Annotated in this window: 21 protein-coding genes, 2 tRNA genes and 1 pseudogene; 22 read left to right on the top strand and 2 right to left on the bottom strand. The window is 69.2% G+C overall.

Translation table 11 applies throughout. The annotated features are described in order from the left end of the window. Positions 1-34: 34 nt before the first annotated feature. Positions 35-108 (bottom strand) — tRNA-Gly (locus ACFY9E_RS10035). Positions 109-273: 165 nt separating this feature from the next. Between ACFY9E_RS10035 and ACFY9E_RS10030 the strand changes: the two genes are divergently transcribed. The 5 genes from ACFY9E_RS10030 to clpX all read left to right on the top strand — a co-directional run bounded on the left by ACFY9E_RS10030 (position 274) and on the right by clpX (position 5,080). Next, positions 274-350 (top strand) — tRNA-Pro (locus tag ACFY9E_RS10030). A gap of 193 nt (positions 351-543) precedes the next feature. Further along, positions 544-1,932, top strand: a complete 1,389-nt coding sequence (tig, locus tag ACFY9E_RS10025; protein WP_390981198.1) for a trigger factor — start codon at positions 544-546, stop codon at positions 1,930-1,932. Positions 1,933-2,190: 258 nt separating this feature from the next. After that, positions 2,191-2,796 (top strand): ATP-dependent Clp protease proteolytic subunit, encoded by a 606-nt coding sequence (locus ACFY9E_RS10020; RefSeq protein WP_030818448.1) that lies wholly within the window; start codon positions 2,191-2,193, stop codon positions 2,794-2,796. 110 nt (positions 2,797-2,906) lie between these two features. Next, positions 2,907-3,614: an ATP-dependent Clp protease proteolytic subunit gene (locus ACFY9E_RS10015; protein WP_390981196.1), complete on the top strand. Its 708-nt coding sequence runs from the start codon at positions 2,907-2,909 to the stop codon at positions 3,612-3,614. Positions 3,615-3,793: 179 nt separating this feature from the next. Then, a complete protein-coding gene (clpX, locus tag ACFY9E_RS10010) occupies positions 3,794-5,080 on the top strand; it encodes an ATP-dependent Clp protease ATP-binding subunit ClpX (RefSeq protein ID WP_010041898.1) in 1,287 nt (428 codons plus the stop codon). 60 nt (positions 5,081-5,140) lie between these two features. On the opposite strand, the gene ACFY9E_RS10005 is transcribed toward clpX, so the two are convergent. Then, the gene (locus ACFY9E_RS10005; protein ID WP_390981194.1) at positions 5,141-6,103 is read right to left on the bottom strand and encodes a hypothetical protein; all 963 of its coding nucleotides are present in this window, start codon (positions 6,101-6,103) and stop codon (positions 5,141-5,143) included. Between the two features lie 138 nt (positions 6,104-6,241). Here ACFY9E_RS10005 and ACFY9E_RS10000 point away from each other — a divergent pair, with 138 nt between their 5' ends. The 17 genes and pseudogenes from ACFY9E_RS10000 (at position 6,242) to ACFY9E_RS09920 (ending at position 25,771) form a co-directional block, all read left to right on the top strand. Then, entirely contained in the window at positions 6,242-8,872 is a 2,631-nt protein-coding gene (locus ACFY9E_RS10000) for a valine--tRNA ligase (RefSeq protein ID WP_390981192.1), read from the top strand. Between the two features lie 162 nt (positions 8,873-9,034). Then, positions 9,035-10,558 carry a glutamate ligase domain-containing protein gene (locus ACFY9E_RS09995; RefSeq protein ID WP_390981190.1) on the top strand — a complete coding sequence of 508 codons (1,524 nt, stop codon included), beginning with the start codon at positions 9,035-9,037 and terminating at the stop codon, positions 10,556-10,558. Between the two features lie 5 nt (positions 10,559-10,563). Then, entirely contained in the window at positions 10,564-10,920 is a 357-nt protein-coding gene (locus ACFY9E_RS09990) for a DUF4233 domain-containing protein (protein ID WP_030836239.1), read from the top strand. Between the two features lie 65 nt (positions 10,921-10,985). After that, on the top strand, positions 10,986-11,399 hold the full coding sequence (gene ndk / locus ACFY9E_RS09985; protein ID WP_390981188.1) for a nucleoside-diphosphate kinase: 414 nt from the start codon (positions 10,986-10,988) through the stop codon (positions 11,397-11,399). A gap of 275 nt (positions 11,400-11,674) precedes the next feature. Beyond that, complete coding sequence (locus ACFY9E_RS09980) at positions 11,675-12,694, top strand: rod shape-determining protein (protein WP_006133575.1); 1,020 nt, start codon at positions 11,675-11,677, stop codon at positions 12,692-12,694. Positions 12,695-12,838: 144 nt separating this feature from the next. After that, positions 12,839-13,786 (top strand): rod shape-determining protein MreC, encoded by a 948-nt coding sequence (gene mreC / locus ACFY9E_RS09975; protein WP_390981186.1) that lies wholly within the window; start codon positions 12,839-12,841, stop codon positions 13,784-13,786. A gap of 13 nt (positions 13,787-13,799) precedes the next feature. Beyond that, on the top strand, positions 13,800-14,471 hold the full coding sequence (gene mreD, locus ACFY9E_RS09970) for a rod shape-determining protein MreD (RefSeq protein WP_390981184.1): 672 nt from the start codon (positions 13,800-13,802) through the stop codon (positions 14,469-14,471). A 148-nt stretch (positions 14,472-14,619) separates the two neighbouring features. Continuing rightward, complete coding sequence (gene mrdA / locus ACFY9E_RS09965; protein ID WP_390981182.1) at positions 14,620-16,866, top strand: penicillin-binding protein 2; 2,247 nt, start codon at positions 14,620-14,622, stop codon at positions 16,864-16,866. Beyond that, positions 16,863-18,065, top strand: a complete 1,203-nt coding sequence (gene rodA, locus ACFY9E_RS09960) for a rod shape-determining protein RodA (RefSeq protein WP_390981180.1) — start codon at positions 16,863-16,865, stop codon at positions 18,063-18,065. The genes mrdA and rodA overlap by 4 nt, the downstream gene beginning before the upstream one ends. Before the next feature lie 21 nt (positions 18,066-18,086). Next, positions 18,087-18,695: a hypothetical protein gene (locus ACFY9E_RS09955; RefSeq protein ID WP_390981178.1), complete on the top strand. Its 609-nt coding sequence runs from the start codon at positions 18,087-18,089 to the stop codon at positions 18,693-18,695. A 67-nt stretch (positions 18,696-18,762) separates the two neighbouring features. Beyond that, positions 18,763-20,265: a CHAD domain-containing protein gene (locus ACFY9E_RS09950; protein ID WP_390981176.1), complete on the top strand. Its 1,503-nt coding sequence runs from the start codon at positions 18,763-18,765 to the stop codon at positions 20,263-20,265. An 87-nt stretch (positions 20,266-20,352) separates the two neighbouring features. Further along, a complete protein-coding gene (locus ACFY9E_RS09945) occupies positions 20,353-22,317 on the top strand; it encodes a TIGR03960 family B12-binding radical SAM protein (protein WP_390981174.1) in 1,965 nt (654 codons plus the stop codon). A gap of 139 nt (positions 22,318-22,456) precedes the next feature. Beyond that, positions 22,457-22,750 (top strand): annotated as a pseudogene (locus tag ACFY9E_RS09940) (restriction endonuclease); the annotation flags it as partial. A 519-nt stretch (positions 22,751-23,269) separates the two neighbouring features. Next, the gene (locus tag ACFY9E_RS09935; protein ID WP_390981172.1) at positions 23,270-23,767 is read left to right on the top strand and encodes a DUF2975 domain-containing protein; all 498 of its coding nucleotides are present in this window, start codon (positions 23,270-23,272) and stop codon (positions 23,765-23,767) included. Further along, positions 23,767-23,997, top strand: coding sequence for a helix-turn-helix transcriptional regulator (locus ACFY9E_RS09930; protein ID WP_104780597.1), 231 nt, complete (start codon positions 23,767-23,769; stop codon positions 23,995-23,997). Before ACFY9E_RS09935 ends, ACFY9E_RS09930 begins: the two co-directional genes overlap by 1 nt. Next, entirely contained in the window at positions 23,997-24,464 is a 468-nt protein-coding gene (locus ACFY9E_RS09925; protein ID WP_390981170.1) for a GNAT family N-acetyltransferase, read from the top strand. The genes ACFY9E_RS09930 and ACFY9E_RS09925 overlap by 1 nt, the downstream gene beginning before the upstream one ends. Positions 24,465-24,562: 98 nt before the next feature. Beyond that, positions 24,563-25,771 carry a hypothetical protein gene (locus tag ACFY9E_RS09920; protein ID WP_390981168.1) on the top strand — a complete coding sequence of 403 codons (1,209 nt, stop codon included), beginning with the start codon at positions 24,563-24,565 and terminating at the stop codon, positions 25,769-25,771. Positions 25,772-25,807 lie beyond the last annotated feature (36 nt).

Here is a 25,807-nt window from a genome sequence, read left to right as displayed (position 1 = left end):
GAGGAATGATCCTCTGACCTGGCCCTGAGCCGTATGGAGCGGGCGACGGGAATCGAACCCGCGTAGCTAGTTTGGAAGACTAGGGCTCTACCATTGAGCTACGCCCGCACAGCACGCGCCGCAGGTCGGGCTGACCGCGGCACTGAAGGCATCGTAGCGGGTCGGCCCCCTCCGTCGCACACCGCATTCCCGTCGGAGACGGCGCGGCACACACCCTGTGGAAATGCGGCGGCCCCACCGCCTCGCGGCATGTACCCTACGTGTCGCACCAGACGGGGTGTGGCGCAGCTTGGTAGCGCGTCCGCTTTGGGAGCGGAAGGCCGTGGGTTCAAATCCCGCCACCCCGACCAGCCACCCGATCACTCGCGTGATCGCCCATTCGATCGCTTGCGTGATCGCCTTTTGGGCGGTGTAGTCGCTGCCGTTACTATGCAAGCTGCACGCCCGTGTGTCTCATCGTCTGAAGTCCTCCGGGCGGCGAAATCCGCCGGGCCGCTCTGGCCCCGGCAGAAACCAAGAAGTCAGCCACAAGGAGACCGAACCGTGAAGAGCGCCGTGGAGACCCTGAACCCGACTCGGGTTCGGCTCACTGTCGAGGTGCCCTTCGAGGAGCTCAAGGACAGCCTCGACGCGGCGTACAAGAAGATCAACCAGCAGGTCACGGTGAAGGGCTTCCGTAAGGGCAAGGTCCCGGCCCGGGTCATCGACCAGCGGTTCGGCCGCGGTGCGGTTCTGGAGGAGGCGGTCAACGACGCGCTTCCGAAGTTCTACACCGACGCGGTCAACGAGGCCGAGCTCAGCGTGCTGGGCCAGCCCGAGGTCGACATCACGGAGCTGAAGGACGGCGAGACGCTGAACTTCACCGCCGAGGTCGACATCCGCCCGACCATCGAGATCCCGGACTTCTCCGGCATCGAGGTCGAGGTCGACGCGGTCGAGGTCACCGACGAGGACGTCGACAAGGCCGTCGAGGAGCTGCGCGAGCGCTTCGCCTCCACCGCCCCGGTCGAGCGTGCCGCCGAGGAGGGCGACGTCGTCACGATCGACCTGCGCGCCAAGGTCGACGGCGAGGTCCTCGAGGACGGAGTCGCGGACGGTGTCTCCTACACCATCGGCTCCGGCGAGCTGCTGGACGGCATCGACGACGCCGTGAAGGGCCTGGAGGCCGGTGGCGAAGCCACCTTCACCTCCGAGCTCAAGGGCGGCTCCGCCGCCGGCAAGGAGGCCGAGGTCACCGTCAAGGTCACCCAGGTCGCCAAGCGTGAACTGCCCGAGCTGGACGACGAGTTCGCGCAGCTCGCCTCCGAGTTCGACACCATCGAGGAGCTGCGCGCGGACAGCCGCAAGCGCCTCGAGAACATGAAGCAGTACGACCAGGCCACGCAGGCCCAGGAGCGCGTCCTGGAGAAGCTGCTCGAGCTGGTCGAGGTCCCGGTCCCCGAGAAGCTGCTCGAGGACGAGATCAACACCCGCAAGCACAACCTCGAGCACCACCAGCTCGGCCAGATGGGCCTCGACCTCGCGAAGTACCTGGAGATCCAGGGCAAGAGCGAGGAGGAGTTCGACGCCGAGACCAAGGAAGCCGCGGTCAAGGGCATCAAGACCCAGTTCGTGCTGGACGAGCTCGTCAAGCAGGAGAAGCTGAACGTCAACCAGGAGGAGCTCACCGAGCACCTCATGCGGCGTGCTGCCTCCTCCGGCATGTCCCCCGACCAGTTCGCCCAGGCGGTCGTCGAGGGCGGCCAGGTTCCGCTCCTGGTCGGCGAGGTCGCCCGCGGCAAGGCCCTGGCCGTCGTGGTCGAGAAGGCCACGGTCAAGGACACCAACGGCGAGATCATCGACCTCGACGACGAGGAAGACGAGACCACCGAGGCCTCCGCCGAGGAGACCCCGGCCGAGGACGCCCCGGCCGAGGAGAAGACCGAGGGCTGAGCCCCCGGCACCGGTTGAATCGCGAGGAGGGCCCGGGGTGTGAACCCCGGGCCCTCCTGTCGTGCACCCGCACCGCCGCCCCCCAGTCGCTACGCCCCCGGCGAACACTCCCATCTCCGGGATTCCCCGAAGGGACCCGCGCGTTAGGGTCCATGAATACGAGGGCAGTGGAGTCCCCGAACGGCTCCTAGCCCCTAGGGAAACGTGAGACGGCCCGGCGCCGTCGTAAGACGAGCAGGTGGATACGTGACGAATCTGATGCCCTCAGCCGCCGGCGAGCCTTCCATCGGTGGTGGCCTCGGTGACCAGGTCTACAACCGGCTGCTCAACGAGCGGATCATCTTCCTCGGCCAGCCGGTCGACGACGACATCGCGAACAAGATCACCGCGCAGCTGCTGCTCCTTGCCGCCGACCCGGACAAGGACATCTACCTGTACATCAACAGCCCCGGCGGTTCCATCACGGCCGGCATGGCGATCTACGACACCATGCAGTTCATCAAGAACGACGTGGTGACCATCGCCATGGGCCTCGCGGCCTCGATGGGCCAGTTCCTGCTCAGCGCCGGCACTCCCGGCAAGCGCTTCGCGCTGCCGAACGCCGAGATTCTGATCCACCAGCCCTCCGCCGGCCTCGCCGGCTCGGCCTCGGACATCAAGATCCACGCCGAGCGGCTGCTGCACACCAAGAAGCGCATGGCCGAGCTGACCTCGCAGCACACCGGCCAGTCGGTCGAGCAGATCACCCGCGACTCGGACCGCGACCGCTGGTTCGACGCCTTCGAGGCCAAGGAGTACGGCCTCATCGACGACGTCATCCCCACGGCCGCCGGCATGCCGGGCGGCGGCGGCACCGGGGCCTGAGCGGTCCCCACGGGGCCTGTGGCGCCCCGTGAGGCCCACGGAGCCCACCCGGGCCCCCAGCGACCCCAGACAGCCCCAGCCGACCGCCTCAGCCCCTATCAGGAGACACCGTGAACCAGTTCCCCGGCAGTGGGATCTACGACCGTCAGCACGCCGTGCAGGACATGAGCGCCTCGCAGGGCCGCTACACCGGCCCGCAGGCCGAGTCCCGCTACGTCATTCCGCGCTTCGTCGAGCGCACCTCCCAGGGCATCCGCGAGTACGACCCGTACGCGAAGCTCTTCGAGGAGCGCGTGATCTTCCTCGGCGTCCAGATCGACGACGCCTCCGCCAACGACGTCATGGCGCAGCTGCTGTGCCTGGAGTCGATGGACCCCGACCGTGACATCTCGGTCTACATCAACAGCCCCGGCGGCTCCTTCACGGCGCTCACCGCGATCTACGACACGATGCAGTACGTGAAGCCGGACATCCAGACGGTCTGCATGGGCCAGGCGGCCTCCGCCGCCGCGATCCTGCTGGCCGCCGGTACGCCGGGCAAGCGCATGGCCCTGCCGAACGCGCGGGTGCTGATCCACCAGCCGTACAGCGAGACCGGCCGCGGGCAGGTGTCCGACCTGGAGATCGCCGCGAACGAGATCCTCCGGATGCGCGCGCAGCTGGAGGACATGCTGGCCAAGCACTCCACCACGCCGGTCGAGAAGATCCGCGAGGACATCGAGCGCGACAAGATCCTCACGGCCGAGGACGCGCTGAGCTACGGCCTGATCGACCAGATCATCACCACCCGGAAGATGGACAACTCGAGCCTGCGCTGACGCGAGAGGCTGTAACGTCTGCCGCCCCTTGGCATGGTTTGGCTCGGTTCACGTCAAAGCGAACCGCGCCAAGGGGGGCCCGGACGGGGGGCCCGGCAAGGTACCGTCGACATAAGGCAGCACCAGGAGTCCGCTGGACGTCGCGTCCAGGAGTCTCCCAGGCGAAGGGGAAGCACACCGTGGCACGCATCGGTGACGGCGGCGATCTGCTCAAGTGCTCGTTCTGCGGCAAGAGCCAGAAGCAGGTCAAGAAGCTCATCGCAGGGCCCGGTGTGTACATCTGCGACGAGTGCATCGACCTCTGCAACGAGATCATCGAGGAAGAACTCGCGGAGACCAGCGAGGTCCGCTGGGAGGAACTCCCGAAGCCCCGCGAGATCTACGAGTTCCTCGAGGGCTACGTGGTCGGCCAGGAGGCCGCCAAGAAGGCCCTCTCCGTAGCGGTGTACAACCACTACAAGCGAGTCCAGGCCGGCGAGAACGGCGGGGCGAACGGCCGTGACGACGCCATCGAGTTGGCGAAGTCCAACATCCTGCTCCTGGGCCCCACGGGCTCCGGCAAGACCCTCCTCGCGCAGACCCTCGCGCGGATGCTGAACGTCCCCTTCGCGATCGCCGACGCCACGGCGCTCACGGAGGCCGGTTACGTCGGCGAGGACGTCGAGAACATCCTGCTCAAGCTGATCCAGGCGGCCGACTACGACGTCAAGAAGGCCGAGACCGGGATCATCTACATCGATGAGATCGACAAGGTCGCGAGGAAGAGTGAAAACCCCTCGATCACCCGCGACGTCTCGGGCGAGGGTGTCCAGCAGGCCCTGCTGAAGATCCTGGAGGGCACCACGGCCTCGGTCCCGCCGCAGGGCGGCCGCAAGCACCCCCACCAGGAGTTCATCCAGATCGACACGACGAACGTGCTGTTCATCGTGGGTGGTGCCTTCGCCGGGCTGGAGAAGATCATCGAGTCCCGCGCCGGCGCCAAGGGCATCGGCTTCGGCGCGCAGATCCGCTCCAAGCGCGAGATGGAGTCCAAGGACCAGTTCCAGGAGGTCATGCCGGAGGACCTGGTCAAGTTCGGCATGATCCCCGAGTTCATCGGCCGCCTGCCGGTCATCACCTCGGTCCACAACCTCGACCGCGAGGCCCTGCTCCAGATCCTCGTCGAGCCGCGCAACGCGCTCGTCAAGCAGTACCAGCGCCTCTTCGAACTCGACGGCGTGGAGCTGGACTTCGAGCGCGAGGCCCTCGAGGCCATCGCCGACCAGGCGATCCTCCGCCAGACCGGCGCGCGCGGCCTGCGCGCCATCATGGAGGAAGTCCTCCAGGGCGTGATGTACGAGGTCCCGTCCCGTAAGGACGTGGCCCGGGTCGTCATCACGGCGGACGTCGTCCAGTCGAACGTCAACCCGACGCTGATTCCGCGGGACGCGCGGGGGCGGGGGCCGGGGGAGCAGAAGACGGCCTGATCATCCACTGCATGCGAAGGCGCCCGGCACTGCTGCCGGGCGCCTTTGTCGTGGTCGCCGTCAGGCCGCGACGCGGATCTCTTTGCGGACCTTGGTCGTGAGGTCGATCGCCACGTCCTTGGTGACGCCCTGCGCCACCTCACCGGGCGACACGATGGCGAGGGTGCTGTAGTCGGCCCACGCGCAGAACCAGTTGATCTTCTCCTTCTTGGAGAGCCGGTCCTGGCCCTTGACCGACTGGCACTTCATGACCGCACCGTCGAGGTCAGCCGCCTCGGGCTCGCCCACCAGTTCGGGCTTGCCCGACCCGGTGGCGGACTCCTTGTCGGCCGACTTCTTGAAGTTGGCGAAGAAGAGGTCCAGCGTCGCCTCGGGGTCGGAGATCTCGCCGTAAGCACCGGCCACCGTAAGAGTCTTGGCCGTCGCCAGCTTCCCCGCCGACGCCGGGTCGTTCGGGTCGTAGTCGCTCATGTCCAGCGTGTTGTAGAGGCCCGCCACGGACTTGGCGTTCTTGACGCCGCTCTTTTCCACTTCCGAGGTCGACTCGCTGCCGGCGGTCGTTCCCTCCTTCGTGGTGCGCTTGTACTCGCTGAGCACCGTCGCCGGCGTCGTCAGCTTGTGCGGCCCGTCGTCCTCCAGGGAACCCGCGCCTCCGCCCCCGCCGATCACGAAGTACGCGCCCACGCCGATCGCCGCGACGACCGCGACCGCGCCGATGATGAGGCCGGTCTTCTTCCCGCCGCCACTCGGCGCGGGCGGCTGGGGAACGCCGTACTGCGGCTGCTGGCCATAGGGCGGCTGCTGGCCGTACGGAGGCTGCTGGCCGTAAGGGGCCTGCTGCGGCGGGACGCCCTGCGGGGGCTGCTGCGGGTAGCCGTAGCCGGGCTGGGGCGGAGGGGCCTGCTGGGGATAGCCGTAACCGGGCTGGGGCGCCTGCGGCGGCTGGCCGTACGGGCCCGGCTGACCGTACGGACCGGGCTGCTGGGGCTGCCCGCCGTACGGGCCCGGCTGGTTGTAACTCATGTTCTGGGTTCCCCTCCAGATGCTTATGTCTTCCGGACATCCTGGCGCAGACCCGCCGTGTGCATGGCATCGGGGCCTCCATCGTTACGAAGCAAACGCGTTTCGGTACGGGGTGGTGACACCTCTAAACTGACCCCCGTGACCGAGAACGCTCAGCAGCAGCCACCAGCGCCCAGCACCGACCTGCCGACCCAGTACGCGCCGGCCGACGTAGAGGGGCCGCTGTACGAGCGCTGGGTAGAGCGCGGTTACTTCGAGGCGGACGAGAAGAGCGAGAAGCCGCCGTACACCATCGTCATCCCGCCGCCGAACGTCACGGGCTCGCTCCACCTGGGGCACGCCTTCGAGCACACGCTCATCGACGCCCTGACCCGCCGCAAGCGCATGCAGGGGTACGAGACGCTGTGGCAGCCGGGCATGGACCACGCCGGTATCGCCACGCAGAACGTCGTCGAGCGGGAGCTCGCCAAGGAGGGCAAGTCCCGCCACGACCTGGGCCGTGAGGCGTTCGTCGAGCGGGTCTGGCAGTGGAAGGGCGAGTCCGGCGGGCAGATCAGCGGCCAGATGCGGCGGTTGGGTGACGGTGTCGCCTGGTCGCGCGAGCGCTTCACGATGGACGAGGGCCTGTCCCAGGCCGTCCAGACCATCTTCAAGCGCCTCTACGACGACGAGCTGATCTACCGCGCCGAGCGCATCATCAACTGGTGTCCCCGCTGTCTGACGGCCATCTCGGACATCGAGGTCGAGTACCAGGACGACGACGGCGAGCTCGTCTCCATGAAGTACGGCGACGGGGACGACACCATCGTCGTCGCCACCACCCGCGCCGAGACGATGCTCGGTGACACGGCCGTCGCCGTCCACCCCGAGGACGAGCGGTACAAGCACCTGATCGGCAAGCTGGTCAAGCTGCCGCTGACCGACCGCTCCATCCCGGTCGTCGCGGACGAGCACGTCGACCCCGAGTTCGGCACCGGTGCCGTCAAGGTGACCCCGGCGCACGACCCGAACGACTTCGAGATCGGCCAGCGCCACGACCTCCCGGCCCTGACGATCATGGACGAGCACGCGGTCATCACCGCCCACGGCCCCTTCCAGGGCCTGGACCGGCTGGAGGCACGCTCGGCGATCGTCGCCGCGCTGCGCGCCGAGGGCCGGATCGTCGCGGAGAAGCGGCCGTACGTCCACTCCGTCGGCCACTGCTCGCGCTGCAAGACGACCATCGAGCCGCGCCTGTCCATGCAGTGGTGGGTCAAGGTCGGCCCGCTCGCGAAGGCCGCCGGTGACGCGGTCCGCGACGGCAAGGTCAAGATCCATCCGCAGGAGATGGAGAAGCGCTACTTCGACTGGGTCGACAACCTCCACGACTGGTGCATCTCGCGGCAGTTGTGGTGGGGTCACCGGATTCCGGTCTGGTACGGGCCGAACGGCGAGGTCGTCTGCGTCGGCCCCGACGAGCAGCCGCCCGGGACGGAGGCCGAGGGCTGGCGTCAGGACACCGACGTCCTCGACACCTGGTTCTCCTCCGGCCTGTGGCCGTTCTCCACGCTCGGCTGGCCCGAACAGACCGAGTCGCTCGCGAAGTTCTACCCGAACTCGGTCCTGGTCACCGGCTACGACATCCTCTTCTTCTGGGTCGCCCGGATGATGATGTTCGGCCTGTACGCGATGGACGGCACCCCGCCGTTCCACACCATCGCCCTGCACGGCATGGTCCGCGACCAGTTCGGCAAGAAGATGTCGAAGTCCTTCGGCAACGCGGTCAACCCGCTGGACTGGATGGACAAGTACGGCAGCGACGCCCTGCGCTTCACCCTCGCCCGCGGCGCCAACCCGGGCGTCGACGTCCCGATCGGCGAGGACTGGGTCCAGGGCTCCCGCAACTTCGCCAACAAGATCTGGAACGCGACGCGCTTCGCGATGATGAACGGGGCGACGATCGAGGGTCCGCTGCCGGACGTCTCGAAGATGTCGGCGACCGACCGCTGGATCCTGTCCCGGCTCAACTCGGTCGTCGCCGAGGTCGACGCGTTCTACGAGGACTACCAGTTCGCCAAGCTCTCCGACGCCCTGTTCCACTTCGCGTGGGACGAGGTCTTCGACTGGTACGTCGAGCTGTCCAAGACGACGTTCCAGGCGGGCGGCGAGGCGGCCGAGGTCTCCAAGCGGGTCCTCGGCGAGGTCCTCGACGTCACGCTGAAGCTGCTGCACCCGGTGGTCCCGTTCGTCACCGAGACCCTGTGGACCACGCTCACCGGCGGCGAGTCGGTCGTCATCGCCGACTGGCCCAAGGACAGTGGCTTCCGGGACGCCGACGCCGAGCGCGAGATCGAGAGCCTCCAGTCGGTCATCACCGAGGTCCGCCGCTTCCGCGCCGACCAGGGCCTCCAGCCCGGCCAGCGGGTCCCGGCCCGGCTGACCCTCGACGGTACGCGGTTCGCGCCCCACGAGGCGGCCATCCGCCAGCTGCTCCGGCTCCAGCCGGAGGGCGACGCCTTCACGGCCACGGCGACCCTCCCGGTCGCCGGTGCCGAGGTCGCCCTCGACCTCTCCGGCACGATCGACGTGGCGGCGGAGCGCAAGCGCCTGGCCAAGGACCTCGCCGCGGCGGAGAAGGAGAAGGCGCAGGCGAACGCCAAGCTCGGCAACGAGGCGTTCCTGGCGAAGGCCCCCGACCACGTCGTGGACAAGATCCGCACCCGCCTCGCCAAGGCGGAGGAGGACATCGCGCGGATCCAGGCACAGCTGGAGAGGCTGCCGCAGGCGTAACGGGTTCGTACGGTCGTGGAGGCCCCGGTGCTGGTCAGCGCCGGGGCCTCCACGCAGTTCAGGGGCGCGGGGAACCGCGCGGGCGACCCCCACGGACCCGCGGTCGCCCAGGGGCACAAGCCACCGCAGGCAATGTCGGTCGGCCTCCGTAGACTGGGCCCCGTGAGCGAGCTCCCTCCAGACCACAACGCCGACGACCAGCCCGACCCCCTCAGCGCCTTCGACGAGATCATCGCGGAGGAGACCGACCGCGACCCCGACCTCGCGGTCATCGAAGCCGGCAGCCGAACCCTGCGCACCCAGGGCGGCCCGCCCGACACCGACATCCCCGCGCGCCCCGCCGACCCCGAGGTCGACAAGGCCCTGCGCGAGGTGGAGACAGAGCTCGCCACCCGCTGGGGCGAGACCAAACTGGAGCCCTCCGTCAGCCGTATCGCCGCGCTGATGGACGTGCTGGGGGAGCCGCAGCGGGCGTACCCGTCGATCCACATCACGGGCACGAACGGCAAGACCTCCACGGCCCGCATGATCGAGGCGCTGCTCGGCGCCTTCGAGCTGCGCACCGGCCGCTACACCTCGCCGCACGTGCAGTCGATCACCGAGCGCATCAGCCTCGACGGGGCCCCCATCGCGCCCGAGCGGTTCATCGAGACGTACCAGGACATCAAGCCGTACGTGGAGATGGTCGACGCCGCGCAGGAGTACCGGCTGTCGTTCTTCGAGGTGCTCACCGGCATGGCGTACGCGGCGTTCGCCGACGCGCCCGTGGACGTCGGCGTCGTCGAGGTCGGCATGGGCGGCTCCTGGGACGCCACGAACGTGATCGACGGGGACGTCGCCGTGGTCACGCCCATAGACCTCGACCACACCGACCGGCTCGGCTCCACGCACGCCGAGATCGCCACGGAGAAGGCCGGCATCATCAAGCAGGGTGCGACGGTCATCATGGCGCAGCAGCCGGTCGACGCCGCCCAGGTGCTGCTGAAGAAGGCCGTCGAAGTGGACGCGACGGTGGCCCGGGAGGGGCTGGAGTTCGGCGTCGTGGAGCGGCAGGTGGCCGTCGGCGGGCAGCTGGTGACGCTGCGCGGGCTCGGCGGCGAGTACCCCGAGGTGTACCTGCCGCTGCACGGCGCGCACCAGGCGCACAACGCGGCCGTCGCGCTCGCCGCCGTCGAGGCGTTCTTCGGCGTCGGCGCGCAGCGGGCCGACGCGCTGGACCTCGACACGGTCCGCAAGGCGTTCGCGGCCGTCGCCTCGCCGGGCCGGCTGGAGGTCGTGCGCCGGTCGCCGACGGTCGTGCTGGACGCCGCCCACAACCCGGCGGGTGCCCGGGCGGCCGCCGAGGCGATCGGTGAGGCCTTCCAGTTCAGCCGCCTCATCGGCGTGGTCGGCGCGAGCGGCGACAAGAACGTGCGGGGGCTGCTGGAGGCCTTCGAGCCGGTGTTCGCCGAGGTCGTGGTCACGCAGAACTCCAGCCACCGCGCGATGGACGCCGACGAGCTCGCCGGTATCGCCGTTGAGGTGTTCGGCGAGGAGCGCGTCCAGGTCGAGCCGCGGCTGCCCGACGCGCTGGAGGCCGCGATCACCCTGGCCGAGGAGGAGGGCGAGTTCGCGGGCGGCGGTGTGCTCGTCACCGGTTCCGTCATCACCGTCGGCGAGGCCCGACTGCTCCTGGGGAGAGGCTGAGTCCCGTGCGTACGCTCTGTTCTTCGACCCTGATCGGCGAGTTCTTCGTCATCGGGTTCGCCGGTCTGGTCGCCATGAAGGATCCCGACCTGTCCATGACGACCGTGTGGACGGTCAGCGGCATCGCGATGTTCCTGTGCCTGGTGCTGTGCGGCCTGGTGACGCGCCCGGGCGGGGTCGCCCTCGGCTGGGCGCTGCAGATCGCGCTCATCGCGTCCGGGTTCATCGTGCCGACCATGTACTTCCTGGGCGCGATCTTCGCGGCGCTGTGGTGGGCGTCCGTGCACTACGGGCGGAAGGTGGACGAGGCGAAGGCGAGATTCGCGGCGCAGGCGAGCTCCTCCACACCTGACGCTGCGTAACAGGCGCCCCGACACGCCGGGTAATCTCGTCCCACCGCAAGACCTTCACCCATAAGGAGCCCGTCGTGAGCCAGCGCACCCTCGTCCTCCTCAAGCCCGACGCCGTCCGTCGAGGCCTGACAGGCGAGATCATCAGCCGCATCGAGCGCAAGGCGGGCTGGCGGATCACCGCGCTGGAGCTGCGCACCCTGGACCAGGACACGCTGGAGCAGCACTACGGCGAGCACAAGGGCAAGCCCTTCTACGAGCCGCTGGTGGAGTTCATGGCCTCCGGCCCGGTCGTGGCGCTGATCGTCGAGGGTGAGCGGGTCATCGAGGGGGTGCGCCAGCTGGCCGGCCCGACCGACCCGATCGCCGCGGCGCCCGGCTCCATCCGCGGTGACTACGGGGTGATCGTCCGGGAGAACCTGATCCACGCCTCCGACTCCGAGGAGTCCGCCGAGCGCGAGGTGAAGATTTTCTTCCCCGGCCGGGCGTAGCGTCCGCACCTCACCAGCACATACGTCAGGTCCGGGGGCGAAGGCCCCCGGACTATGCGGCATATGCGTGGCGATCGAGGGAACGATGGGCCCCGAACGCCCGTCTCCAGAAGCGAATGCGGTCGGCATCTGCTGACAATGGCGGAGACCCTCCCGCAGTGTTCGCGAAGGCGCGTCTACGATGGAAGCCTTCACGTCACAGCACCCACCTTTGCCTACCTGAAAAGCCCTCAAAAGCTAGTGGGAAGGCCAGACGAATCCTGATGGGGAACTCAATGTCGTTCATCGGCCGTGACATGGCTGTCGACCTCGGGACCGCCAACACGCTGGTGTACGTCAGGGGTCGCGGGATCGTACTCAACGAGCCGTCCGTCGTCGCGATCAACACCAACACCGGTGGCATCCTCGCGGTCGGCGCCGAAGCGAAGAAGATGATCGGGCGCACGCCCGGCAACATCGTTGCCGTTCGTCCGCTGAAGGACGGCGTGATCGCCGATTTCGAGATCACCGAGCGGATGCTCCGCTACTTCATTCTGAAGATCCACAAGCGGCGGTATCTGGCTCGTCCGCGGGTCGTCGTCTGTGTGCCCTCGGGCATCACGGGCGTCGAGCGCCGCGCCGTCATCGAGGCGTCGTCCCAGGCCGGCGCCCGCCAGGTGCACATCATCGAGGAGCCCATGGCCGCGGCCATCGGCTCCGGCCTGCCGGTCCACGAGGCCACGGGCAACATGGTGGTCGACATCGGCGGCGGCACCACGGAGGTCGCGGTCATCTCCCTCGGCGGCATCGTCACCGCCCAGTCCATCCGTGTCGCGGGCGACGAACTGGACAACGCGATCATCCAGCACATCAAGAAGGAGTACTCCCTCCTGCTGGGTGAGCGCACGGCCGAGCAGATCAAGATCACGATCGGTTCGGCGTACGACCTCGACACCGACGAGCACACCGAAATCCGCGGGCGGGACCTGGTGTCCGGGCTGCCGAAGACCGTCGTCATCTCCGCCGCCGAAGTCCGCAAGGCCATCGAGGAGCCGGTCAACGCGATCGTCGACGCCGTCAAGACGACCCTCGACAAGTGTCCGCCGGAGCTGTCCGGCGACATCATGGACCGAGGAATCGTTCTGACCGGTGGCGGAGCGCTGCTGCGGGGCCTCGACGAGCGGCTGCGCCGGGAGACCGGCATGCCGATCCACATCGCCGAGGACCCGCTGGACAGCGTGGCGCTCGGATCCGGAAAGTGCGTCGAGGAGTTCGAGGCGCTCCAGCAGGTGCTGGACGCCCAGCCGCGCAGATGACATAACTCTTCGATTCCGCCGTACGGGACGATCTCCTCTCGTACGGCGGGTCGTTGATACATCTGCATAAGCTCCCACAAAGCAGCCCCTCGGGTTTCCCTGGGGCTTCCCGAATTCCTATGAGGAAGGGCACGGCCGCCGCACGTGAGGGACACACGAGAGAGCCGGCTGCTCCTGGTGCTGCTGATCGCCGTCGCGTTCGCGTTGATCACGGTGGACATCCGCGGTGGGGAGGACTCACCCGTCGACGGTGCCCGGCAGGGCGCGGCGACGGTCTTCGGCCCGATCGAGAGCGGCGTCTCGGCCGCGGTCGACCCGGTCGGCAACGCGGTCTCCGCCATCCGCGACTCCGGTGAACGGCACGACCGGCTCGCCGCGCTGGAAGAGGAGAACGCGGCCCTGAAGGCGCGGCTCGGCAGCGACGACCGCAGCCGCAGCCGCCTCAAGCAGCTCGACAAGATGCTGAAGATCGCCGGCCAGGGCCAGTACGGCATCAAGGGCGCCGAGGTCATCGCCATCGGAGCCGCGCAGGGCTTCTCCTGGACCATCACCATCGACGTCGGCGCCAAGGACGGCATCAAGCGCGACATGACCGTCCTGAACGGGGAGGGACTCGTCGGCCGGGTCACCACCGTCGGCCCCAACACGGCCACGGTCCTGCTGGCCAGCGACCCCGACTTCACGGTCGGCACCCGCATGGAGTCCGGAGACGAGCTCGGCTTCGCCTCCGGGCAGGGGGACCGCCCGCTGCGCGTCGAACTCCTCAACGGCAAGGCCGAGGTGAAGAAGGGCGACCGCCTGGTCACCTTCGGCTCGCAGGCCGACCGGCCGTTCGTGCCCGGCGTGCCCGTCGGCGTGGTCTCCCGCGTCGACCCCTCCGGTGGCGGCCTGACCCGCACGCTCTACGTCACGCCGTACGTCGGTTTCACCCAGCTCGACATCGTCGGTGTCGTCGTCGAGGCCCCGAAGAAGGACCCGCGTGACACGGTCCTCCCGCCCAAGCCCAAGCCGACCCCCCGGCCGACGGTGACGGTGACCGTGACGCCGTCGGCCGAGGCGCCCGTGGACGGCCAGAACCAGCAAGAGCAGTAGGAGCTGTCACCCCATGCGCGTCAACCGGATCCTGCTCTCCTCCACCCTGGTCGTCGTCGCCCTGGTGATCCAGGTGAGCGTCCTCGCCCGCCTCCACCTGCCCGGCGCCGTGCCCGACCTGCTGCTGCTCACCGTGCTCGGCCTCGCGCTGGTGTACGGGCATGTGGGCGGCGCCCTGGTCGGATTCGGGGCGGGTCTGCTCGCCGACCTGGCCCCGCCCGCCGACCACGCCGCCGGACGCTACGCCCTCGTGCTGTGCGTCATCGGATACCTCGCGGGCCTCGTGAAGCCCGAGACGGGTCAGCTGAAGTCGGCGACCGGCCCCATGGTCGTGGTGGTCGCCGCCGCGGTCGGCTCCACCCTGCTGTACGCCGGGGTCGGCGCCCTGGTCGGTGACACCGCCGCCCGCCACGTGGGCCTCGGCAGCCTGCTGTTCACGGCCGCCCTGTACGACCTGCTGCTCGCCCCGTTCGTCGTGCCGGGGATCATGGCCCTGGCCCGGCGCGCGGAGAACGATCCGCTCGCCGAGACCGGCTCCGCCGCCAAGGCCACGGACATCTCCTCCGGCTGGCTCGCCGGCGGCACCGGACTGAAGATCGGCAGCCAGCGCAACGGGCTGCGCGTGAGGGCGGCCCGGGCGCGGATGGCGCGCGCCGGGCGCATCAAGGGGGTCAAGCGGCTGTGACCGCAGGGAAGTTCACCCGAACGGGGCGCTCCCGTAGGAACGCCGGTGCGTGGGCCCGTCGTTCTTCACTCGTATCCGCACATCCGTGCCCCGACGCACCGTCGCACCCGCACATCCGTACGCGCACCGAGAGGGGGAGGCAGCCGCAGTGACCAACATTCCCGAGACCGGCCGGAATCCACGGGTCCAGATCCGGCTCGTCGTCATCCAGGTCCTCGTCCTTTCCCTCCTGCTCACCCTCGGCGGCCGCCTGTGGTACCTCCAGATCCGTGAGGGCGCGGCCTACGCCAAGGAAGCCTCGGGGAACCACGTCCAGCAGGTCGTCCAGCCGGCCGTGCGCGGCTCCATCCTGGACGCACGCGGCGTGGCCCTGGCGGACAACGAGACGCGGCTGGTGGTCTCCGCCTCCCGCACCGACCTGCTGAAGATGAAGGACGACGGCAAGGAAGTCCTCACCAAGCTGGCCAAGGTCCTGGGCATGACGCCCAAGGAGGTCCAGGAGAAGGTCCGGCTGTGCGACGCCAAGACGCCGCAGCCCTGCTGGAACGGCTCGCCGTACCAGCCCATCCCCATCACCGACGAGGCCACCGCCAAGCAGGCCCTGCAGATCCGCGAGCGCGCCGAGGACTTCCCCGGCATCACCGCCGAGCCGGAAGCCGTGCGCCGCTACCCGAGCCCGGGCAAGGCCAACACCGCCCAGGTCCTCGGCTACCTCTCGCCGGTCACCGACGAGGAGATCAAGAAGGCGCAGAACACCAACTCGCCGTATCTGCGCTCCGACCAGGTCGGCCGCTCCGGCCTGGAGCGCCAGTACGACAAGGCGCTGCGCGGCAAGGCCGGCGTCACCCGCTACGAGGTCGACAACCTCGGCCGGGTCATCGGCCAGGCCGAGGCCGACCCGGCCCACCCCGGCGACAACCTCGTCACCAGCATCGACTCCCGGGTCCAGCGGATCGCCGAGTACCAGCTGAACGAGGCCATGAAGGAGGCCCGCCGCCAGCACGACCGCAACACCGGCACGAACTACAAGGCGGACTCCGGAGCCGTCGTCGTCATGGAGGCCAAGACGGGCCGCGTCGTCGCCATGGCGTCCAACCCGACGTACGACCCGAACGCCTGGGTGGGCGGCATCTCCGCCAAGGACTACGCACGCCTCACCGGCAAGAGCTCCAACTACCCGCTCCTCAACCGCGCCATCCAGGGCCAGTCGGCGCCCGGCTCGATCTTCAAGGTCATCCCGACGGCCGCCGCGGTCAACGCGGGCTACTCCTTCAACGGCCCCTACCAGTGCTCCAGCTCGTACTCGATCGGCGGCCAGGTCTTCAAGAACTTCGAGTCCAAGGGGTACGGCCCGATCAGCCTCGGCCGCGCCCTGGAGGTCTCCTGCGACACCGTCTTCTACCGGCTCTCCCACGAGGAGTGGAAGAAGGACGGCGGCACCAAGCCGAAGAAGAACGCCAACGACTGGTTCTACAAGACCGCCCACCAGTTCGGCCTCGGCAAGGAGACCGGCATCGACCTGCCCAACGAGGTCACCGGCCGCGTCCCCGACCGCCAGTGGAAGCTGAACTACTGGAAGGCCAACAAGAACGCCTGGTGCCGCACCGGCAAGCGCAACGGCAGCTACGCCGAGAAGATCGCCTACGAGAACTGCCTCGAAGGCAACCGCATGCGCGCCGGTGACTCCGTCAACTACTCCATCGGCCAGGGCGACACCCTCGTGACGCCCATCCAGATGGCCACCATCTACTCGGCCATCTCCAACGGCGGCACCCTCTACAACCCCTCCGTCGGCAAGGCCGTCATCAGCGCCGACGGCAGGACCGTCACGCCGATCAAGCCCGAGTCGCACGGCAAGCTGCCGATGACGCAGAAGACGCGCGACGAGATAGACGAAGCCCTCGCGGGAGTCGCCACCCGCGGTACGGCCGCCTGGAGGTTCGGCGGCTGGCCGCAGGACAAGATCCCGATGCACGCCAAGACGGGTACGGCGGAGGTCTACGGCAAGCAGACGACCTCCTGGTTCGCCACGTACACCAAGGATTACTCGATCGTCATGACGATCTCCCAGGGTGGTACGGGTTCCGGCGCCTCGGGCCCCGCCGTCCGCAACATCTACAACGCGCTGTACGGCGTCTCCGAGGACGGCGACATCGACCCCAAGAAGGCACTGCTGCCGACCCCGCAGAAGGCCCTGCCGAAGGTCAAGACGGACGGCACCATCGCCTCCCCGAAGGTCTCCAAGGACCCGGCCAAGGACCAGCAGGCGAAGAAGAAGGACCCCAACGCCCCGGCCGACCCGCTCCAGCCGGCGACGGCGGCCCCGCCGACGCCGGAGAACCGTGACACCCGAAGGCGGCGGCGCCGCCGGGGAAGCCGGAGGTTGCCAGCATGACCGGCGGTGTGAACAGCTTCCAGGTCTCCGGCTACGGGCCCGAGCGCTCCGGCTGGACGCGACTGCTGGCCCGGGACTCGGTGGCGCGGCGGCTCGACTGGCCCATCCTGCTGTCGGCGACGGCCCTGTCGCTGCTCGGCACGCTCCTCGTCTACTCGGCGACCCGCAACCGCACGGAGCTCAACCAGGGCGACCAGTACTTCTTCCTCGTCCGGCACCTGCTGAACACCGGCATCGGCCTCGCCCTGATGGCCGCCACGATCTGGCTCGGCCACCGCGGCCTGCGCACCGCCGTGCCGGTGCTGTACGGCTTCTCGGTGCTGCTGATCCTGCTGGTGCTGACCCCGCTCGGCTCCACGATCAACGGCGCCCACTCCTGGATCCAGCTGCCCGGCGGCTTCTCGCTCCAGCCCTCGGAGTTCGTGAAGGTCACGATCATCCTCGGCATGGCCATGCTGTTGGCGGCCCGGGTCGACGCGGGTGACAAGCAGTACCCCGACCACCGCACGGTCGTACAAGCGCTGGGTCTGGCCGCCGTGCCGATGCTGATCGTGATGCTGATGCCCGACCTCGGGTCGGTCATGGTGATGGTCATCATCGTGCTCGGCGTGCTGCTGGCCTCCGGGGCGTCCAACCGCTGGGTGTTCGGCCTGCTCGGCGCGGGCACGCTCGGCGCGGTCACCGTCTGGCAGCTCGGCGTGCTGGACGACTACCAGATCGCCCGCTTCGCCGCCTTCGCCAACCCCGAGCTCGACCCGGCCGGCGTCGGCTACAACACCAACCAGGCCCGTATCGCCATCGGATCGGGCGGCCTGACCGGCTCCGGCCTCTTCCACGGCTCGCAGACCACCGGCCAGTTCGTGCCCGAGCAGCAGACGGACTTCGTCTTCACCGTGGCGGGGGAGGAGCTCGGCTTCCTCGGCGGCGGCCTGATCATCGTGCTCCTCGGCATCGTCCTGTGGCGGGCCTGCCGCATCGCCCGCGAGACCACCGACCTGTACGGCACGATCGTGGCCGCGGGCATCGTCGCCTGGTTCGCCTTCCAGACGTTCGAGAACGTCGGCATGACGCTCGGCATCATGCCGGTCACCGGCCTGCCGCTGCCGTTCGTGTCGTACGGCGGATCGTCGATGTTCGCCGTGTGGATAGCGGTGGGGTTGTTGCAGTCGATCCGGGCGCAACGTCCGATGTCGGCCTAGCAACCTGAACGGGGGAGCGGAATGTCTGGGGAGTATGTGGCCCAGTGCCTGGTGACCGAGGAACTGGTGAGTCATCTCCTCGCGCTGGCGGAGCTGGACCTGACCGACGACGACGCCATCGAGGCGCGGATGCGTGAGGTCGGCTGGCCCGACTGGTCGCAGGCGGTGCGGGGACCGGCGTACGAGGACACACCCGATGTCCCCGACGCCACCCACGTCACCCCGCAGGGCCACTTCCTCACCTGTGACGGCGACGGCTCGCTCCACCTGCCGTTCGCCTACCTCTACTCGGTCGACGGCGGCCTGCTCGACGAGGACTGCTGGGGCACCCTGCCCGGCTGGACCAGCGAGGAGGGCGCCTGGCGGCCGGAGTTCGACGCCCACTTCGGCACCGTTGTGCAGCTCTTCACCGAGCGGCTGGGCCTGCCGGACCATGACATCCGGCAGCCCAGGTACCACACCCGGTACGTCAGCTGGCGCCTGGAGCGCAACGTGCTGATCGTCGGGCAGGGCCCGGAGCCGCTGTCGTACCACCAGTTCGAGGACGCCCATGTGTACCTCGTCTCCCGGACGGCGAAGGACGCGCCGTTCCCGGACGGCGAGGAGATGCGGGCCCTGCTGACGACCTGAACGTGACGGCCCACTCGGGGGGCGCTCACCCCTGCTGTCCCGGCCGGTCAGCCACTAGATTTGTTTCATGGCGGAGACGAAACGCGAGATCGAGCGCAAGTACGAATCCGGCGAGAACGGGTTTCCTGACCTGACCGGTGTCGCCGGAGTCGCGGCCGTTGTCGACAAGGGAGTTGCCCACCTCGACGCCACCTACTACGACACCGACGACGAACGCCTCGCCGCGTCGTCCGTCACGCTGCGCCGCCGCACGGGCGGTTCCGACGCGGGCTGGCACCTCAAATTCCCGGTCGCGCCCGACGTCCGCGACGAGATCCACGCCCCCCTCTCCGACACCCTCCCCGACGAACTCACCTCGCTGGTCCGCTCCCGTGTCCGCGGCAGCGAGCTGCTTCCGGTGGTCCGGCTGCGCTCCGACCGCGACGTTCGCCATCTGCTCGACGCCGACGGCCGGCTCCTCGCCGAGATGAGCGTGGACACCGTGCACGCCGAGCGGCTCACCGGCCGCGGCGGCGAAGCGCGGTGGACCGAGATCGAGGTGGAACTCGCCGACGGAACGGACCCCGCCCTCCTCGACAAGCTGGAGAAGCGGCTGCGCAAGGCGGGCGTACGGCCCTCGGCGTCGTCGTCGAAGCTGGCCCGCGCCCTCGAGGAGACGGCAGCGGTCGAGCAGCGCGCGTCCGCCCCCGGGAAACCGGTGACCGCCGGAGACCATGTGCTCGCCTACGTGCGCGTCCAGCGCGACGCGATCGTCGAGCTCGACCCCGCCGTCCGCCGGGACGTCGAGGACTCCGTGCACAGCATGCGCGTGGCCACCCGCCGGCTGCGCAGCACCTTCAAGTCCTTCGGCGAGATCCTCGACCGGACCGTCACGGACCCCGTCGCCGACGAGCTGAAGTGGCTCGCCGGCGAGCTGGGCCTGGACCGCGACCGCGAGGTGCTGACCGAGCGGCTGACGGCGGCCGTCGACGAGGTGCCCGCAGGCCTGATGCGAGGCCCGGTCGCCGAGCGCCTGCGCTCCTGGTCCAGCGCCGAGCACAAAGGGGCCCGCGGCCGCCTCCTCGGCGTCCTCGACTCCCGCCGCTACCTCGCCCTGCTGGACACCCTGGACGCGCTGATCGCCGACCCGCCGCTGCTGAAGGCGGCCGGCAAGAAGCCCCGCAAGCCGATCGCCAAGACCGTACGGAAGGACTTCCGGAAGGTGTCCCGGCTGATCGAGCAGGCCACGGACCTGGAACCCGGCACCGACCGGGACGTCGCGCTGCACGAGGCCCGCAAGAAGGCCAAGCGCACCCGCTACGCCGCGGAGGCGGCCGAACCCGTCCTCGGCAAGCCGGCCAAGACCATGGTCACGTCCATGAAGTCGCTGCAGAACCTGCTCGGCGACCACCAGGACAGCGTGATGGCCCGCCGGACCCTCCGCGAGCTGTCGGCGGTCGCCCACGCCGCGGGGGAGAGCGCCTTCACCTACGGCCTGCTCCATGAACGCGAGGAGCAGCGGGCGGCACGCGCGGAGGCCGAACTGCCCGGGTTCTGGGACGGGATCAAGGACGGTGCAGCGGACCTCTGACCTTCGGGCGTACGGAGGCCCGGCGCGAGCGCGTTAGTCTGGATGGTCACCCCTGTCAGTTCAGTCCAGCTCACGAAGGTGCGCGACATGCCTGCCGAAGTCGCTGCGTCGGTTTTCCCGCAGCTCGAAGCTCTGCTCCCGCATGTGCAGAAGCCGATCCAGTACGTCGGCGGAGAACTCAACTCCACGGTCAAGGACTGGGACTCCTGTGACGTCCGCTGGGCGCTCATGTACCCGGACGCCTACGAGGTCGGTCTGCCCAACCAGGGCGTCATGATCCTCTACGAGGTGCTCAACGAGCAGCAGGGCGTCCTCGCCGAGCGCACGTACAGCGTGTGGCCCGACCTCGAGGAGCTCATGCGGGAGCACCACGTCCCGCAGTTCACGGTGGACAGCCACCGGCCCGTGAAGGCCTTCGACGTGTTCGGCCTGTCCTTCTCCACGGAGCTGGGCTACACGAACATGCTGGCCGCCCTCGACCTGGCCGGCATCCCCCTGGAGGCCAAGGACCGCGGCCTGGACGACCCGATCGTCCTGGCCGGCGGCCACGCCGCGTTCAACCCCGAGCCCATCGCCGACTTCATCGACTGCGCCGTGATCGGTGACGGTGAGCAGGCGGTCCTGGAGATCACCGCGATCGTCCGCGCCTGGAAGGCCGAGGGGCGCCCCGGAGGCCGCGAGGAACTGCTGTTCCGCCTGGCGAAGACGGGCGGGGTGTACGTCCCGGGCTTCTACGACGTCGAGTACCTGCCCGACGGCCGTATCGCCCGTGTCGTGCCCAAGCGCAGTGGCGTGCCGTGGCGGGTCTCCAAGCACACCGTCATGGACCTCGACGAGTGGCCGTACCCCAAGCAGCCCCTCGTCCCGCTGGCCGAGACGGTCCACGAGCGCATGTCGGTGGAGATCTTCCGCGGCTGCACCCGCGGTTGCCGTTTCTGCCAGGCCGGCATGATCACGCGCCCGGTGCGCGAGCGTTCCATCACCGGCATCGGCGACATGGTCGAGCAGGGCCTGAAGGCCACGGGCTTCGAGGAGGTGGGCCTGCTGTCCCTCTCCTCGGCCGACCACACGGAGATCGGCGACATCGCCAAGGGCCTCGCCGACCGCTACGAGGACGACAAGATCGGCCTGTCGCTGCCCTCCACCCGCGTGGACGCCTTCAACATCGACCTGGCGAACGAGCTGACCAGGAACGGCCGGCGCTCGGGCCTCACCTTCGCCCCCGAGGGCGGCTCGGAACGCATCCGCAAGGTCATCAACAAGATGGTCTCGGAAGAGGACCTGATCCGCACGGTCTCCACCGCGTACGGCAACGGCTGGCGCCAGGTGAAGCTGTACTTCATGTGCGGTCTGCCGACGGAGACCGACGACGACGTCCTCCAGATCGCCGACATGGCGACCCGGGTGATCGCCAAGGGCCGCGAGGTCTCCCGCTCGAACGACATCCGCTGCACGGTCTCGATCGGCGGCTTCGTCCCCAAGCCCCACACACCCTTCCAGTGGGCCCCGCAGCTCTCCGCGGAGGAGACGGACGCCCGTCTGCAGAAGCTGCGGGACAAGATCCGCGGCGACAAGAAGTACGGCCGCTCCATCGGCTTCCGCTACCACGACGGCAAGCCGGGCATCGTCGAGGGCCTCCTCTCCCGCGGCGACCGCCGCATCGGTGCGGTCATCCGCGCGGTGTACGACGACGGTGGCCGCTTCGACGGCTGGCGTGAGCACTTCTCGTACGACCGCTGGATGGCCTGCGCCGACAAGGCCCTCGCGCCGTTCGGTGTCGACGTCGACTGGTACACCACCCGCGAGCGCACCTACGAGGAGGTCCTGCCCTGGGACCACCTCGACTCCGGCCTGGACAAGGACTGGCTCTGGGAGGACTGGCAGGACGCCCTCGACGAGACCGAGGTCGACGACTGCCGCTGGACGCCGTGCTTCGACTGCGGGGTGTGCCCGCAGATGGACACCCAGATCCAGATCGGCCCGACGGGCAAGAAGCTTCTGCCCCTGACGGTGAAGAACGCGGCCCCGGCGCCGAGCGGCCACCAGCAGTGAGGTGAGTGACGCACTCGTTCGGGCGGGGGATGCCCCCCTTCGAGTGGAGTGGGTCTGAACCTCTCGGAGCCGCGCTGATCCTCTTCTCGACTACTGAGCCCCCTTCGCCCCGGAGGGGGCTCAGTCGTGTCGGTGCCGGATGACGTTCGAGTCCCTCGTCGCTGATCTGTTCCGCGCCATGGGAATGCAGGCTGTGACGACTCAGCGTTCGAACGATGGTGGCGTGGACGTCGATGCGACGGACCCGACTCCCCTTCGAGGCGGCAAGATCGTCGTACAGGTGAAGCGCTACCGCAATACGGTGCCGCCTACGGCCGTGCGCGACCTGAGCGCGGCCTCGTCGATCAGGAACCGCAGCTCACTGTGTCTCAAAGGCTCTTCGCCGACGCTGCTCGACTTTCAAGAGACGCACGGGATGAGTGGGAAGAGCGGGAAAGAATGAAACACCGATGCGGTATATCGGGACGTGCGATCGATGCATTCACCCGCACGAGTGACTTCCGTTCGACGGTCCCTGGAATTGCCGGATCCGTTCCCGCGGCTCATCCGAATGACGGAGCAACGCAGGACCCTGCGCTCCCGTCGCGCCTCACACGCGGACGCCGCAGGAGGTGAGAGGCCCGTCTCGCGGGGGACCCGCTGAGCAGGTCGGGTTGGCGACGCTCCCCCGGGGGGCCGACTCGGCCAGGTTCCCCCGGTTCAGAATGTGTGCTGGGGGAGCCGTCAGATCATGGGATGCCCGTGTCGGCGTCCCCAGGTTCTTGCCGTGCGGCAGGCGGATGCCGGCCGCGTCGCATCCGCCGCGCGTTGCCCAGCCGTTCTGGTGCGGGTGCTCCTGTGTCCACGCCCCGGGCGTCGGCCTCACACCTTGTTTGTCGCCTGGCGGGCCATCGCTTGTGTGATCTATCGAATCTCGATAGATTTCCATCGTGGCTCGATCGAAGGAGTGGTGATGGGGAAGCTGGCCGTGGCGGCGTTGCGTGGGGTGCTCGTGGTTCTGATCGCCGGGTCGTTGTTCGTGCAGGGGGTGATGGTGCCGCTGCTGGCCGTCGACATGAACGGGCTCAAGCCCGAATACGCGTATCTGCGGACCCCGATCCTGGTCATCACGGTCCTCTTTGTGGTGACCGCCCAGGTCGTCGTGGTGTGCGTGTGGCGGCTGGTGACGATGGTGCGGCGAGGCACGGTGTTCTCCACCGCCGCCTTCCGTTACGTGCACATCGTGATCGGCGCGTTCGTGGCGGCCGCCCTGCTGATCTTCGCCCTCGCGGTCGTGCTCGCGCCGGGCGAGGCCGTCGCTCCCGGGGTGGTCCTGCTGCTGTGCGGGGTGGTCGTGGCCGTGCTGGGCGTCGCGCTCATCGTGCTCGTGCTGCGGATGCTGCTCGCGCAGGCCGTCGCACGCGACATCGAGGCGGCCCGGATGCAGGCCGAGCTGGAAGAGGTCATCTGATGCCGATCGCCGTCGACATCGACGTGATGCTGGCCAAACGGAAGATGTCCGTGGGTGAACTGGCGGAACGCGTCGGCATCACCCCCGCCAACCTGGCGGTCCTCAAGAACGGCCGCGCCAAGGCGGTCCGTTTCTCCACCCTCGCCGCGCTCTGCGAGGTGCTGGAGTGCCAGCCGGGAGATCTGCTGCGCTGGGAGACGGACGGGGCCGCGGACCCGACAATGCCCTGATGGAGAACATCAGCATCCGCCCGGCCCGGCCCGCCGAACTGGCCACCGTGGCCGCCCTCCGGTGGGAGTGGTTCGCCGAGAACGGCTCGGCGGACCCGGGGGAACGCGAGGAGTTCGTACGGCACTTCGTCGCCTGGGCGGGGGAGAACGCCGGGTCGCACCGCTGCATGGTCCTCGTCCGGGACGAGCGGGTCATCGGCATGGCCTGGCTCGCGGTGGTGCAGCGGGTGCCCACGCCCCGGGCGCCGCGGCGCGCCTCCGGAGACCTGCAGTGCGTCTACGTCGTACCCGAGGCACGGGACGGCGGGCTGGGCGGGCGGCTCATCCGGGCCGTGCTGGACGGAGCCCGCGAGCTCGGGCTGGAGCGCGTGACCGTGCACTCCAGTCCGCGTGCCGTCCCCGCGTACGCCCGCAGCGGCTTCCAGGAGTCGCCGCGGCTGCTCCAGGCGCAGGTCAGCCGCGTGTGAGCCGTATGATCATGCGGCTGAGCCGAAGAACTGCGGGAGAACGGGGCGGGACTGTGCGGTGCTGCATCCGGACGAGGCGCTGAGGCGTCTACGACGGTATGGATCTGGAGAAGCATCCCCGCGAGAGTTCCGGCACGCGGGTCGATCTGCACAAGCGGCGGGCCGCCGAGCCGCCTGTCGGGCGGGAGCCGGAGGCGTCCGGCGGGTGCCTCGCCGTCGCGATCCGGATTCCCGTACGGATCATCGTGCTCGTGCTGGTCGTCCCGGTACGGATGCTGTGGGACGCGCTCGTCGTGACCGGGCGGTTCCTGAACGACGCGCTGCTCCGGCCACTCGGCCGGGCGCTGCTGTGGCTCGCGCGGGCGGTGTTCGTCTGGCCGTTCGTCGGACTGTGGTGCTACGTCGTCGTCCCCGTGGGCAAGGCCCTCGGATGGCTCGGGAACGTCCTCGTCGTCGTGCCCCTGGTGTGGCTGTACCGGCAGGTGCTGACCCCCGTCGGGCACGCGATCGCGTGGGTCGCCCGGGGCGCCGGGGCCGCGCTCGGCTGGATCGCGGGGGGCGTGGGGGCCGCGCTCGGCTGGGTGTACGCCCACCTGCTCACTCCCGTCGGGCACGCGGTGAGATGGGTCCTGAAGGGGCTCGGCGCCGGTCTGGCGGCGCTCGGCATCGGGGTCTGGGCGGTCGTCGCCTGGCTGGCGAAGTACCTCGTCGCCGTACCCGCCGTGTGGCTGTACACCTGGGTGCTCGCACCCCTCGGCCGCGCGATCGTCCGGTGCGGCAAGGGGCTCGTGTGGCTGGTGAGCGTGATCGTCACCGGGATCGGCACGGCCCTCTACTGGATCGCCCGCGTCCTGCTCGTCCTGCCCGCGCTCGCCCTCTGGCGCTGGATCCTCACCCCCGTCGGACGGGTGCTCGCCGTCATCGGGCGGGAGGTGTGGGACGCCCTCGGCCACGCCTGGCGCGTCGCCGGGCACATCTCGCTCGCCGTCGGGCGGTTCCTCGCCACCCTCTTCCGGTGGATCTTCGTCGAACCGGTCCGCTGGGTGTACCGCAGCGTGCTGACGCCCGTCGGACACGTCGTGCGGGACACCGTCCTGCGGCCGGCCGCGGAGGCCGCCCGCAGCGTGGGGCGGGCCACCCGGCAGGCGCTGGCGGCCGCGCGGGAGTCCATACGGCAGACTCGCGCCGACATCCGGCGAATGCTCTTCGGCGAACCGCGCCGGCCGCGGCCGGTCGACCGGAGGGAACCTTCCGGACGCGAGGCACGTACTCTTGGTAGCAGTACGACCGCTCTCACGAAGGACTGAACGACACTGGGCAAGCGACAGCCCGAAGGCCCGCCG

This window comes from Streptomyces sp. NPDC012466 (assembly GCF_042955215.1).
Classification (GTDB): Bacteria; Actinomycetota; Actinomycetes; order Streptomycetales; family Streptomycetaceae; genus Streptomyces.
The sequence above is the reverse complement of the archived record's forward strand: the minus strand, read 5'-3'. Positions and strand labels throughout refer to the sequence as shown.